Here is an 11,370-nt window from a genome sequence, read left to right as displayed (position 1 = left end):
CGAAAAGACAATGGAACAAACCTCACAGAAAGAGGCTGAAACAGCCCCCCGTAAAAAGGCTCTGCCCCCTGCGGCGCTCAGGGCGCTCAAGGAGGCGGAGGAGCGGCGGAGCCGGGCAGAGGCAGTTTCACGGCCGCGGGAAATCGGTGGCCGGGAGGGTCCCGACCCTGTCCGCTTCGGCGACTGGGAAGTGAAGGGGATGGCAACTGATTTCTAGTTCGAGAAAAGGTCGATAGCGGTTTTCCGACCCGCATTTCGCCTCATGATCGTTGCATCGTTTCATGAGATGCTGCACGATCCAGCAAGGCGCCGCGTAGGGCCATCCTACCGCTCCGTCAGCTTCAGCTCGATTCGTCGGTTCCGGGCACGGGCTTCCAGCGTGCCGCTCATGTCGAGCGGCTGATATTCGCCAAAGCCAGCCGCAACGAGCCGCTCGGCAGGAACGCCGTTTTCGATCAGGAACTTCACCACAGCTATTGCGCGGGCTGCCGAAAGCTCCCAATTGTCGCGAAAGCGCCCGGTGCCGGACAATGGCACGTCGTCCGTGTGTCCGTCCACGCGCAGCACCCAGTTGATTTCCGGGGGAATCTCCTGCTGCAATTCCAGGATCGCGCCGGCAAGTTTTTGCATTTCCTCGCGGCCGCGTGGGTTGATCTCCGTTGCCCCCGAGGCAAACAGCACCTCCGACTGGAACACGAAGCGGTCGCCGACGATGCGGATGTTCTCGCGATCGGAAAGGATTTCGCGCAAGCGGCCGAAGAAATCCGAGCGGTAGCGGTTCAACTCCTGCACCCGCTGTGCGAGCGCGATGTTCAGTCTGCGTCCTAGATCCGCGATCTTGGCATTGGCCTGCCGGTCGCGCTGTTCAGAAACTTCGAGCGCACCTTCAAGCGCAGCTATCTGTTGCCGAAGTGCGGCAATCTGCTGGTTCAGCAGCTCTACCTGCGAGAGGGCGCGCTGGCTGATTTGCCGTTCCTCCTCCAACTCGCCCGTGAGCCGGCCAACACGTTCCGCCGCCACTTCGCTCTGCCCCGCTCCGCTGGCTAAAAGCTGCTGAAGCCGCGACTGCTCTGCCTCCGCCTGTGCAAGCGAGGCCCGCAACGTCGCAAGTTCGTCTTCTGCGTCCTGCACATTGGCCTGCTCCAGAGCCAGAAGCTGCGTCAGTTCGTTGATCTGCGCGTTGAGGCGGTCCAGCACTGCGTCGCGGCTGGTGATCTCCTGACTGAGGAGGAACTGTGCCAGTACGAAGACTGACAGCAGGAACATGATGGCAAGCAGAAGCGTCGCCAGCGCGTCAACGAAGCCTGGCCAGTAATCAACACTCCTTTCGCGGCGACGAGCGCGTGCAAGCGCCATCAGCTATTTTCCCGGTTCTTCAAAGATGTAGCGATCTTGTCGAGCGTCTCGCGGAGCGCTTTCTGTTCAGCAGCCTGGGCCTCCACCCAGTCGCGCATCATCTGTTGCTCCTGGCGCATGCTCTTCACCAGGCCGGAAATGCCCTCCGCAAGCGAGGCCATGGCGGCTGCCGTGCGTGGGTTGCTTGTTCCCGTCTCCTGCATGGTGCGTAGCCGATCCGCAAGGGCCCGCAATTCTTCCGAAGTGCCGTTGCGCGCGCTGTCGGCGATGTCGGAGCCGAGGTCGGTCACTGTGGAAAGCCAGTTCTCCAGCTCGGTATAAAAGCGGGTCTGGGCGCGCCCTGCCTGAAGGTCGAGAAAGCCGAGGATCAGCGATCCCGACAAACCGAACAGCGAGGATGAGAAGGCTGTGCCCATGCCCCCAAGTGGAGCGGAAAGCCCTGCCTTCAGCGAATCGAGAACGTCATTGGCATCGCCCGAGGCAGGGTCGAGCGACTGGATCGTATCGCCAATCGAGCCGATGGTCTGAAGCAGGCCCCAAAAAGTGCCAAGCAGACCTAGAAAGACGAGCAGGCCGATCAGGTAGCGGGAGATGTCGCGGCTTTCATCGAGCCGAGTGGCGATGGAATCGAGGATCGACCGCATGGAGCTTGGCGACAGCGCCATGGTGGATGACCGGCTAAGCAGCGCCTTCATGGGGGCAAGCAGCACCGGCTCGCGGGCATCAGTTCCTGCCAGGAAGGAGTTCACCCAACGTACCTCGCGAAAAAGCCGCACCACCTGCCCAAGCGCCATCAGGATGCCGACAGCCAGAACACCGAGAATGAGCCCGTTCAGACCGGGATTGCTCTGGAAAGCTGCCGAAATCTGCCGATAGAGTACCGCTGCAACGAAAGCAGTCAGTACCAGGAAGATCAGCATCGAATAGAGGAAGACCTGGGGACGTGAGAGGCGCCGCGGATCGAAGCCCTCCACAAGCGGCTCCTCTGCCCGCAGGGATTTCAGCAAGGCCATCTGCTCCTCGAATTCGGTTTGCCTGAAACTGATCGGACTCTAAACGGAATTGTGACGAAATTGAAATACCGCACTGAAGGGTAAAATCCAAAGGGCCTGTATAAACCTTAGGGCGAGACCATGGCGCAGATCCTTTTGACCGGTTCGACCGGCTTCGTCGGACGTCATCTGGCGCCTGCACTAGCCGCCAGCGGCCATCGCATCGTGGAAGCGGGAAGGCGTCTTCGTTCGGCGGAAGCCCGGTTCGTACCGATTGGCGAGATTGGGCCGGAGACCCGCTGGGAAGACGCCCTTGCAGATGTGAACGCGGTCATTCATCTGGCGGGCCTGGCTCACCGGAAGGTAGTGGCGGCAAGTGACTATTACACCGTCAATGATGCGGGTACGCAGACCCTGGTAGAGGCTTGCAAGGCCGCGGGAGTAGGCGTTGTGATTTTCGTCAGCAGCATCGCCGCGCGCACTGCAGCCAAGACGCCACACGAGGCCACCTATGGAGCCTCAAAGCGTGCTGGCGAGGAGCATGTCCTGCGCTTTGCGCGTAGCGGCAGGACCGCGATCGTGCTTCGCCCGCCACTGGTCTATGGCCATGACGCGCCGGGCAACTGGCGGCGGCTGCAGCGCATCGCTGCTAGCGGGCTGCCCCTTCCGTTCGGGGCGGTGGCAAATCGCCGCTCACTCCTTGCTGTCGGCAATCTCTGTCACGCAATAGGGGCTGCGCTGGAAGTAGGACTGCGCGGCGAAGGAGGCGGCATCTATGAAATCAGCGATCGGGAGCCTGTATCGCTTGCCGAAATCCTGTCCAGCCTCAGGGCGGGTATGGGCCTTCCGCCGCGTCTTTTTCCTGTGCCAGCGCGAATGTTGCGCCTGGCTGCGCGGGTGACGGGGACAACCGCAAGCGCTACCTCCCTGCTGGACGACCTGATCCTCGATCCCTCGCCATTCATGAAGGCGTTCGACTGGGCGCCGCCAGAAAAGACACTGGAGGCGATTGCGCAGTCAGGCCGGCTCTATCTTTCGCGTTGAGTTCAGCCTGCCTGTTTTTGCAGCGTCTTGAGAAGGGCGCGGTGGAGCGCTTCATTGCCGGCGACGATGGAGCCGTTCTCCAGCATATTCTGCTTGCCGGCGCGGTCCGTCACGAACCCGCCAGCCTCGCGCACCATCAATATGCCGGCGGCCAGGTCCCAGGGCTCCAGCCCGTCTTCCCAGAAGCCGTCCATGCGGCCTGCGGCGACATAGGCAAGGTCGAGCGCTGCTGAGCCGAAGCGGCGGATGCCCGCTACCTCGGCCATCACGTTGCGCAGGTCAACCAGTGCCCGGCCATGATGCCCCCGGCCAAGATGGGGAATGCCGGTGCCGATCACGCAATCGGAAAGCTCCCGGCGCGCTGCCACCCGCATGCGCCTGTCATTCAGGAATGCGCCGCCGCCGCGCTCGGCCGTATAAAGTTCGTCCATCGCCGGATTGTAGATCACCCCGGCAACGATCTGCCCTTGGCGTTCGAGTGCGATGGAGATCGAGAAGATAGGAAGCCCGTGCAGAAAGTTCGTCGTCCCGTCCAGCGGGTCTACGAGCCAGCGGTGCTGAGCATCCTCGCCCTCCACCACGCCCCGCTCTTCCAACAGGAAGGAATAGCCGGGCCGGGCCCGCGAAAGCTCCGTGTAGAGAATTTCCTCTGCCCGGCGGTCAGCCTGGGTTACATAATCACCCGGCCCCTTGAGTGAGACTTGCAGGTTCTGGACCTCGCCAAAGTCGCGGGCCAGCGACCGGCCAGCCTTCATCGCGGCCTGGACCATGACATTGATGATGGCCGAACGCGCCATGAGCGGTACCCGTTCCTTTCAAATGCATCAGTCGGCGCGTCTTAGATAGGTAATCTCGTCCGTGTCGACGACAATCTTTTCTCCGGCTGAAATGAAAGGCGGCACGAGTATGCGCACGCCATTCTCCAGCACTGCGGGCTTATAGGAGGAAGCGGCTGTCTGGCCCTTCACCACCGGATCTGCCTCGGCCACCTCTAGCGTGACCTGCGGCGGCAGCGAAATGCCGATAGGCTTGTCCTCATAAAGTTCCACCGTCACGGTCATGCCGTCCTGCAGGAAGGACGCGCGGTCGCCAACAAAGTCCTTTTGCAGTTCGAGCTGCTCATAGGTCTCGGAATCCATGAAGACCAGGGAATCACCCTGTTCGTAGAGGAACGTAAAATCCTTCTGCTCCAGGCGGACCCTCTCCACCGTTTCGGCGGAGCGGAAACGTTCGTTGAGCTTGGTCCCGTCGATCAGGTTCTTCAGTTCCACCTGGTTGTACGCGCCGCCTTTGCCCGGCTTGACGTGATTGGTCTTGACCGCAACCCAGAGGCCGCCATTGTGCTCGATGACGTAGCCGGGGCGGATTTCGTTTCCGTTGATCTTCATAACTGTCTGTCCCGATTCTCCGACGCCGTGCTCGGCGGCTCAACTGGCGCTTCCAAGACCACAAAATGGTTGCCGAAGCAAGTCGAGCGGGGGAAGGAAGTACGGCAGGTTGGAGTGTCGCTGCGCTTTGCCTTTTTGCGGCGAACTACTGCAGCGCGTTCGCCTCGCGCAGCGCTTCCTGGATCTGCTCTTCCGTCAGCCCTGCCATGAAATCCTCCATTTCGGGGTCTCTCAAGCCCGCCCGGCGCGCCGAGATATACCAGGCCGCAGCGAGAACCGGATCGCCTTCCGTGCCGATTCCTGCCCGGTAAAGCTTTGCAAGCCTGTTACGGGCGGCGACGTTGCCACTTTCCGCAGCGCGTTGCAGCCAGCCGAAACCCGCTTCGGGGTCCGGCTCGCCGCCGCGGCCTTCCACCAGCCAGGTGCCAAGGTCGAGTTGGGCGGTATCGTAGTTCTGCCGAGCGGCCCGCTCCAGCCAGGCGCGGGCTGCCGCCTCGTCCCGGCGCTTACTTCCGAACCCGAGCGCCAGAATCTGCGCCATAGCATACTGTGCGTCAGGCAAGTTCGCATTGGCGGCGCGCTCGTACCATGCGACCGCCTCGTCGGCCGCCGCGCCTGACTCCACAAGCATCTGCGCAAGGTTGAACTGGGCGAGCGGCTTGCCTGCCTCGGCGGCGCTCCGCATCAGCTCGAAAGCTTTCTCCCGATCCTTCTTCACCAGCCGCCCGTCGATCAGCATGAGCGCATATTGCAGTTGAGCCTCGGGGTCTCCCTGCTCCGCGGCCCGGGCATACCATCTGGCCGCCTCTCCGACGTCGCGCCGGACGCCGAGGCCGCGGGCAAGGATCTCCGCGATCAGCGTCTGTGCTGCCGGGTCTCCCGCTTCGGCTCGCGGCCTGGCTAGCTCCAGCGCGGTGAGATAATGTCCGCGTTGGAAAGCGCCGAATGCAGCATCCGGCAATTTGCCGAAGCGGGCAGGGTCCGGGGCAATTGCCTGCTCCCCAGCCGACAGGGGAGATGTCGGCCGGCCAGCCTTGCTGTCATCTGCAGCCTGAGCCCCTGCGAGCATCACGGCTAGACACAGCAACGCGGCCGGAAACACCTTCATGAGCCTGCTTCCGAGAAGCTGGGCGCGTGACGGTCCAGCAATGCGTTTGCCTCCCCGATGGCCCGTTGGGGTAGGACCGCCGGACCGAAGACCGCTTCACCCAAGGCAACGAAATCGGCGCCCGTCCGCGCGACCTCCACCACAGAAGCAATCTGCGAACCGGCAAGCACAATGCAGGGTATGCGGATCATCTGCGACCACCATTCCCCCAGAGCAATATTTCGCGGATGCGGTTCGGGCTTCACATCATATCCGAAGCGGCCAAAGAAGATGTAGTCCGGCTGGACCTCGCCCAATTCGAGCGCATCGTCGCGGCTTTTCGCGCCACCGCAGCCAACCATCATCTTCGGATGGTACTTCGCGATCACCTCTCCCAACTTGGCTTTGGAGGCTTCCACATGAATGCCGTCGGCGCGGACGCGGGCGGCGATGCGCGGCTCTCCCGCAACCATCACGGCGACGCCTACCTCCTGCGCGCGCCGGGTAAGTTGCTCCGCGTAGGTCTGGAAATCCGCTTCGTTCATCGAGTATGCGGGAATAATCAAAGAGGCAACATCGCCACCTGTAAGCGCCGCCCCGACACGCTCGACGGAGTCCCCGGCCATCGGCGGGGCAATCAGCACGACACGGCAGCGATTTGGTACGGGCGTTTCGCTCATCTTTCCTCGCCCAACGATATGTAAAGGCGGTTTCCGGTTTGAATTGGGCATAGACAACTGACCGCGCCTCTACAAGACCGATTCGAAATTGGCGCGGCAAGCTCTCGCCAAGATGCGCGCCTACGGCTATGGCTTGGCGGCACGCGGTCTTTTCATCATGATGTCCATTCTCACCGATCCACTTTTCTATATGGCTGCAATCCCAGCGGTCATCCTTTCCGGACTGGCAAAGGGCGGCCTTGCCGGGTTGGGCGTACTCTCCGTTCCCGTGATGGCGCTCGTGGTTGCGCCGGTGCAAGCGGCTGCGATCATGCTGCCAATCCTGATCGTCATGGACATCGTCTCTCTTTGGGCCTGGCGCGGGGTATTTGAAGTACGGCTCCTCAGCATCATGCTTCCGGGAGCCTTGCTTGGCATCGGCATTGGCTGGCTGGCGGCTACAGTGGTCACCGCGGACCATGTGCGCCTCATCATCGGCGGGATCACGCTGCTCTTCTTCATGCGCTGGCTGATCGGCAGGGTCAGGCGCAGGGAGCCTGTGAGCGAGCATCACGCTGCCAAAGGGTTCTTCTGGGGATCGGTATCCGGCTTCACCAGTTTCCTCGCGCATGCCGGCGGGCCGCCCTACCAGATCTACGCGATGCCGCTGAAGCGCGATCCGGTGCTTTTCACGGGCACCAGCGTCATCTTCTTCGCCGTCGTCAATGCCGTAAAGCTCATCCCCTATTTCGCCCTCGGACAGCTTGATTCGGAGAATCTCGTCGCTGCGCTCATCCTCATGCCGATAGCCCCAGTCGCGACACTGACGGGGGCGCGGCTGGTCCGGCGGATGAGTGTGCAGGTCTTCTATCCACTCATGTACGGGCTGATGCTCGTCATCTCCGTCAAGCTGATCCATGACGGCATGCATGGAATTGGTGCCTGGTGAGGGGGCAGCCGGTCGACGAGGAAGAATCGGAAGATCGGCTGGCGTACCAGCGCGGAGCGGGCCCGCCCGGCTGTCGCGACGAACCTGTTTCCACAGGAGTTTTTTCGCGGTTGCTCTGCCTCGTTAAGGGTCCATTAAGCTTTATATGGGTTAACTGTGTTATCCAGTGATCTGGATCTTACCGAGTGGCTGGAGCCATTCTGTTTGACGCCTCCCTGTTAAACTCCTGAGAGCCGCCGCCTGCGGCTCTTTTTTTGCGCCGGCTCTGCTGTTAACCTACTGTTAAGCAGGGGCTTGCGTTCGGCCGCCGCCGGACGCAATTTGCTGCCATCGAAGATAACGGGTTGGCGGCGTGCGCTTGAAGGCACGCCGGAATGGCAGGCGGAGCAGAAATGGTGACCGGAGCCACGGGTGGCGCAACAATGATCAGGCTTGCAGAACGCAGAGTGTTCTCTCCCCTGTTCAAGCCGCTCTATGACGAAGGGATGGGGCTGGTCGAGGAAACGGCGGAGTATCTGGACGGCGAGGGGCGAATTGCCGCAAGGGCGCTGCCGCGGAACATCGCAGGGCTTTATGCGGCCGAATCCATGCGCTTGACGACGCGTCTCATGCAGCTTGCATCCTGGCTGCTGCTTCAGCGTGCTGCCAATTCGGGCGAAATGACGCGTGAGCAGGTTGCCATTGAAAAGGCAAAGGTGCGGCTGGACACGGCATCTGCCGAAGAGTCCGCACCTGGCTGGATGGATCTTCCTGAGGCGTTCCGCGACCTTGTAAAGCGTTCGCTGCGGCTTGAAGCGCTCGTCCGCCGTATGGATGCGGAAATCTACGGGTCGGAACAGGGCGACAGCTTCGACCCGGCGTTGAGCCGCAATCCCGTGTCGGATCAGATTACGCTCTTGCAGACGGCTTTCGGCGAAGGCTGAATTTGCACCGCATCGCTCGTGACATCCGCGTTGCGTGGTGGCAATGGAACTGCCGCCCGCTATGCTAGCGCTATGGCAGGCACGATTCGCATTATCGGCATAGACCCAGGTTTGAGGCGCACGGGTTGGGGGATAGTGGATACCCTCGGCAATTCGCTCCGCTTTGTGGCGGCTGGTACAGTGCGTTCCGACGACAAGGCGCAACTGGCGGCGCGGCTGTGCCAGATTCACGACGGGCTTGCGGAGGTCCTTAGCGCGCACATGCCGCACGAAGCGGCAGTGGAGGCAACCTTCGTCAACCGGGATGCCGTAGCCACGCTGAAGCTCGGTCAGGCGCGCGGCATTGCCATGCTGGTGCCAGCGCGAGCCGGCCTGCCGGTAGCCGAATATGCGCCCAACGCGGTTAAAAAATCTGTCATCGGCGTCGGCCACGGAGAAAAGAGGCAGATTCACATGATGGTGAAGGTTCTCTTGCCCAAGGCACGCTTTGACACGGATGATGCTGCCGATGCCATCGCAATTGCCGTCTGCCACGCCCATCATCGCCAGTCCGTCACTGCAAGGTTGGCCCTGGAATCCCAGCCATGATCGGAAAGCTCAAGGGCATCGTCGACGAAATCGGCGAGGATCACTGCGTCATCGATGTGGGCGGGGTAGGCTATGTGGCATATTGCTCGTCGCGCACGCTCTCTTCCTTACCGGACGTGGGCAGTGCTGCCACCCTCTTCACAGAGACCTATATGCGACAGGACATGATACGCCTCTACGGCTTCCAGAGCGCTCTGGAGCGGGAGTGGTTTCGCCTCCTGCAGAACAATGTCCAGGGGGTTGGCGCCAAGGTGGCGCTGTCGGTGCTGTCAACGCTTTCCCCTTCCGAACTTGCCAATGCCATCGCGTTGAAGGATCTGGCGATGGTGGCGCGCGCCCCGGGCGTCGGACGCAAGGTTGCCGAGCGCATCGTCACGGAACTCAAGGGCAAGGCGCCCGCCCTGGCCGGAGAAGCGGCAGCCACGATCGGTCTGAAACAGGACCTCGGTGAGGGTATCGCCGCTATGCCGGTCGCGGATGCTGTTTCCGCGCTTGCCAATCTGGGGTATTCGCGAGATGTGGCGGCGAATGCCGTGGCAGCCGCCTTGAAGGCAGCCGGCGAGGAAGCGGATGCCGGCACGCTTATCCGGCTGGGGTTGAAGGAACTGGCGCGTTGATGTTTGAAAATTGCCATGCATTCCGTTTCCCTCTGGCTTTTCCTAGCGAGCGGCACTTGCTGGACCCAGCGGTGGATACGGGCATTTGCGCTCAGAGCCGGGAGCCAGCAGCATGAGCGATGCCGGTCGAATTGTCTCGGCAGCCGAGAGGGGAGAGGATGCGGACGCCACCATGCGGCCGCAGACACTGGATGAGTTTGTCGGTCAGAAGGCAGCGCGCGCCAACCTCAAGATCTTCGTGGAGGCTGCACGCGCGCGGGGCGAAGCGCTTGATCATGTGCTCTTCGTCGGTCCGCCTGGCCTTGGCAAGACGACGCTGGCGCAGATCATGGCGCGAGAGCTTGGCGTCAATTTCCGCTCGACGTCTGGACCGGTGATCGCCAAGGCAGGCGACCTTGCGGCGCTGCTTACCAATCTGGAAGAGCGCGACGTCCTTTTCATCGACGAAATACACCGGCTGAATCCGGCGGTGGAGGAAATCCTTTACCCTGCCATGGAGGACTACCAGCTCGATCTCATCATCGGCGAGGGCCCGGCGGCCCGTTCGGTGAAGATCGATCTGGCGAAATTCACCCTTGTCGCTGCGACGACACGGCTGGGGCTTTTGACAACGCCGCTGCGCGACCGCTTCGGCATTCCGGTGCGGCTGGAATTCTATACGGTAGATGAATTGAAGGCGATCGTTGCTCGTGGTGCGCGCATTTTGGATCTGCCGCTTAGCGACGATGGCGCGGAAGAGATCGCGCGCCGGGCGCGGGGCACGCCGCGCATCGCCGGTAGACTGCTGCGGCGGGTGCGTGACTTCGCCTCCGTTGCCGGTGCCGAGAAGGTGACGCGAGCAATCGCCGATGCAGCTCTTTCGCGGTTGGAGGTCGATGCGCTTGGCCTCGACCAGCTCGATCGGCGCTACCTTTCCATGATCACAGAGAATTTCGGCGGTGGGCCAGTTGGAGTCGAGACCATTGCCGCTGCGCTTTCAGAGCCGCGCGACGCTATAGAGGATATCATCGAGCCCTACCTTATCCAGCAGGGCTTCATCCAGCGCACGCCGCGCGGGCGGATCCTGACGGCAAAGGCATGGAAGCATCTGGGGCTCAATCCCCCGAAGGAACTCGCAAAAGCACAGATCAGCCTTTTTCAGGAGGGAGAGTAGCATTCTTGTTGCATAGCCATTCCAGGGAAGAAAGCGATGGCTGAGGATGCGCTGGCTGTCGGCATCAGCGGCGAGCTGACCGAGACCGGCCATCGGCTGAAGGCGCGCGTCTATTTTGCCGATACGGATTTCACGGGCGTCGTCTACCACGCCCGCTATCTGGAGTTCCTTGAGCGGGGACGTTCCGATTTCCTCCGGCTCGCCGGTGTCCACCATACGGAACTTGCAGACGGCAAGCATGGCGAAAAGCTGTCCTGGGTGGTGCGCCGCATGGAGATCGACTTTCTCAAGCCCGCGCGCGTCGACGACATTTTAACCGTCGAGACGCAAGTGGAAAGAATATCGGGCGCTCGCATCCTGATGGCGCAGAAGCTTATGCGCGAGGAGGCCCTGCTGGTAGAGGCAAAGGTGGAGGCAGCGATCATGGGCGCATCGGGCAAGCCGCGCCGCTTCCCCAAAGAGTGGGCACCTGCCTTTCTTCGTAGGCCGGAGTAGAGCCCGCGGATCTGTTTGCATGTTCCCCGCTAGTACTTCCTCCTGTTGACGCCTTCCCGTAACGCAAAATTAACCATGCCGGCGTCATGAGAATGCCGATACCCGCGGCATTCGCGCCT

14 protein-coding genes are annotated in these 11,370 nt (G+C 61.7%); 8 read left to right on the top strand and 6 right to left on the bottom strand.

Annotated elements, in window-relative coordinates; translation table 11 throughout:
• Window positions 1–10 precede the first annotated feature (10 nt).
• A complete protein-coding gene (locus HUS57_RS12005; RefSeq protein WP_173934055.1) occupies window positions 11–217 on the top strand; it encodes a DUF1674 domain-containing protein in 207 nt (68 codons plus the stop codon).
• Window positions 218–324: 107 nt separating this feature from the next.
• Here the strand turns inward: HUS57_RS12005 and HUS57_RS12000 are convergent, their stop codons facing one another.
• On the bottom strand, window positions 325–1,356 hold the full coding sequence (locus HUS57_RS12000) for a peptidoglycan -binding protein (protein ID WP_173934053.1): 1,032 nt from the start codon (window positions 1,354–1,356) through the stop codon (window positions 325–327).
• Window positions 1,356–2,369: a MotA/TolQ/ExbB proton channel family protein gene (locus HUS57_RS11995; protein WP_173934051.1), complete on the bottom strand. Its 1,014-nt coding sequence runs from the start codon at window positions 2,367–2,369 to the stop codon at window positions 1,356–1,358. The genes HUS57_RS12000 and HUS57_RS11995 overlap by 1 nt, the downstream gene beginning before the upstream one ends.
• 120 nt (window positions 2,370–2,489) lie before the next feature.
• Between HUS57_RS11995 and HUS57_RS11990 the strand changes: the two genes are divergently transcribed.
• Window positions 2,490–3,392, top strand: coding sequence for an NAD-dependent epimerase/dehydratase family protein (locus tag HUS57_RS11990; RefSeq protein ID WP_173934049.1), 903 nt, complete (start codon window positions 2,490–2,492; stop codon window positions 3,390–3,392).
• 2 nt (window positions 3,393–3,394) lie between these two features.
• On the opposite strand, the gene HUS57_RS11985 is transcribed toward HUS57_RS11990, so the two are convergent.
• The 4 genes from HUS57_RS11985 to HUS57_RS11970 form a co-directional block, all read right to left on the bottom strand.
• On the bottom strand, window positions 3,395–4,189 hold the full coding sequence (locus tag HUS57_RS11985; RefSeq protein WP_173934047.1) for an inositol monophosphatase family protein: 795 nt from the start codon (window positions 4,187–4,189) through the stop codon (window positions 3,395–3,397).
• Between the two features lie 27 nt (window positions 4,190–4,216).
• Complete coding sequence (efp, locus tag HUS57_RS11980; protein ID WP_173934045.1) at window positions 4,217–4,780, bottom strand: elongation factor P; 564 nt, start codon at window positions 4,778–4,780, stop codon at window positions 4,217–4,219.
• Between the two features lie 145 nt (window positions 4,781–4,925).
• Window positions 4,926–5,888: a tetratricopeptide repeat protein gene (locus tag HUS57_RS11975; RefSeq protein ID WP_173934043.1), complete on the bottom strand. Its 963-nt coding sequence runs from the start codon at window positions 5,886–5,888 to the stop codon at window positions 4,926–4,928.
• Entirely contained in the window at window positions 5,885–6,547 is a 663-nt protein-coding gene (locus tag HUS57_RS11970) for a thiamine phosphate synthase (RefSeq protein ID WP_173934041.1), read from the bottom strand. The genes HUS57_RS11975 and HUS57_RS11970 overlap by 4 nt, the downstream gene beginning before the upstream one ends.
• An 88-nt stretch (window positions 6,548–6,635) precedes the next feature.
• On the opposite strand from HUS57_RS11970, the gene HUS57_RS11965 reads away from it, so the two are divergent.
• The 6 genes from HUS57_RS11965 (at window position 6,636) to ybgC (ending at window position 11,251) form a co-directional block, all read left to right on the top strand.
• Window positions 6,636–7,475, top strand: a complete 840-nt coding sequence (locus tag HUS57_RS11965; RefSeq protein WP_348640571.1) for a sulfite exporter TauE/SafE family protein — start codon at window positions 6,636–6,638, stop codon at window positions 7,473–7,475.
• A gap of 392 nt (window positions 7,476–7,867) precedes the next feature.
• Window positions 7,868–8,398, top strand: a complete 531-nt coding sequence (locus HUS57_RS11960) for a DUF1465 family protein (RefSeq protein ID WP_173935176.1) — start codon at window positions 7,868–7,870, stop codon at window positions 8,396–8,398.
• Window positions 8,399–8,470: 72 nt separating this feature from the next.
• A complete protein-coding gene (gene ruvC / locus HUS57_RS11955) occupies window positions 8,471–8,986 on the top strand; it encodes a crossover junction endodeoxyribonuclease RuvC (protein ID WP_173934039.1) in 516 nt (171 codons plus the stop codon).
• Window positions 8,983–9,603 (top strand): Holliday junction branch migration protein RuvA, encoded by a 621-nt coding sequence (gene ruvA / locus HUS57_RS11950; RefSeq protein WP_173934037.1) that lies wholly within the window; start codon window positions 8,983–8,985, stop codon window positions 9,601–9,603. The genes ruvC and ruvA overlap by 4 nt, the downstream gene beginning before the upstream one ends.
• Window positions 9,604–9,715: 112 nt before the next feature.
• Complete coding sequence (gene ruvB, locus HUS57_RS11945; RefSeq protein WP_173934035.1) at window positions 9,716–10,756, top strand: Holliday junction branch migration DNA helicase RuvB; 1,041 nt, start codon at window positions 9,716–9,718, stop codon at window positions 10,754–10,756.
• 36 nt (window positions 10,757–10,792) lie between these two features.
• Window positions 10,793–11,251 (top strand): tol-pal system-associated acyl-CoA thioesterase, encoded by a 459-nt coding sequence (ybgC, locus tag HUS57_RS11940; protein WP_173934033.1) that lies wholly within the window; start codon window positions 10,793–10,795, stop codon window positions 11,249–11,251.
• Window positions 11,252–11,370: the final 119 nt, after the last annotated feature.

The organism is Chelativorans sp. Marseille-P2723, from assembly GCF_902809845.1.
GTDB lineage: Bacteria > Pseudomonadota > Alphaproteobacteria > Rhizobiales > Rhizobiaceae > Chelativorans.
This window is presented reverse-complemented; position numbering and strand designations above follow the sequence as displayed.

Bases quoted from the DNA above. Each gene is read 5' to 3' on its own strand.
- efp (WP_173934045.1), bottom strand. From the start codon at position 4,780: ATGAAGATCAACGGAAACGAAATCCGCCCCGGCTACGTCATCGAGCAC.
- HUS57_RS12000 (WP_173934053.1), bottom strand. From the start codon at position 1,356: ATGGCGCTTGCACGCGCTCGTCGCCGCGAAAGGAGTGTTGATTACTGG.
- ruvB (WP_173934035.1), top strand. From the start codon at position 9,716: ATGAGCGATGCCGGTCGAATTGTCTCGGCAGCCGAGAGGGGAGAGGAT.
- ybgC (WP_173934033.1), top strand. From the start codon at position 10,793: ATGGCTGAGGATGCGCTGGCTGTCGGCATCAGCGGCGAGCTGACCGAG.
- HUS57_RS11970 (WP_173934041.1), bottom strand. From the start codon at position 6,547: ATGAGCGAAACGCCCGTACCAAATCGCTGCCGTGTCGTGCTGATTGCC.
- ruvC (WP_173934039.1), top strand. From the start codon at position 8,471: ATGGCAGGCACGATTCGCATTATCGGCATAGACCCAGGTTTGAGGCGC.
- HUS57_RS11990 (WP_173934049.1), top strand. From the start codon at position 2,490: ATGGCGCAGATCCTTTTGACCGGTTCGACCGGCTTCGTCGGACGTCAT.
- HUS57_RS11975 (WP_173934043.1), bottom strand. From the start codon at position 5,888: ATGAAGGTGTTTCCGGCCGCGTTGCTGTGTCTAGCCGTGATGCTCGCA.
- HUS57_RS11960 (WP_173935176.1), top strand. From the start codon at position 7,868: ATGGTGACCGGAGCCACGGGTGGCGCAACAATGATCAGGCTTGCAGAA.
- ruvA (WP_173934037.1), top strand. From the start codon at position 8,983: ATGATCGGAAAGCTCAAGGGCATCGTCGACGAAATCGGCGAGGATCAC.
- HUS57_RS11985 (WP_173934047.1), bottom strand. From the start codon at position 4,189: ATGGCGCGTTCGGCCATCATCAATGTCATGGTCCAGGCCGCGATGAAG.
- HUS57_RS11995 (WP_173934051.1), bottom strand. From the start codon at position 2,369: ATGGCCTTGCTGAAATCCCTGCGGGCAGAGGAGCCGCTTGTGGAGGGC.
- HUS57_RS12005 (WP_173934055.1), top strand. From the start codon at position 11: ATGGAACAAACCTCACAGAAAGAGGCTGAAACAGCCCCCCGTAAAAAG.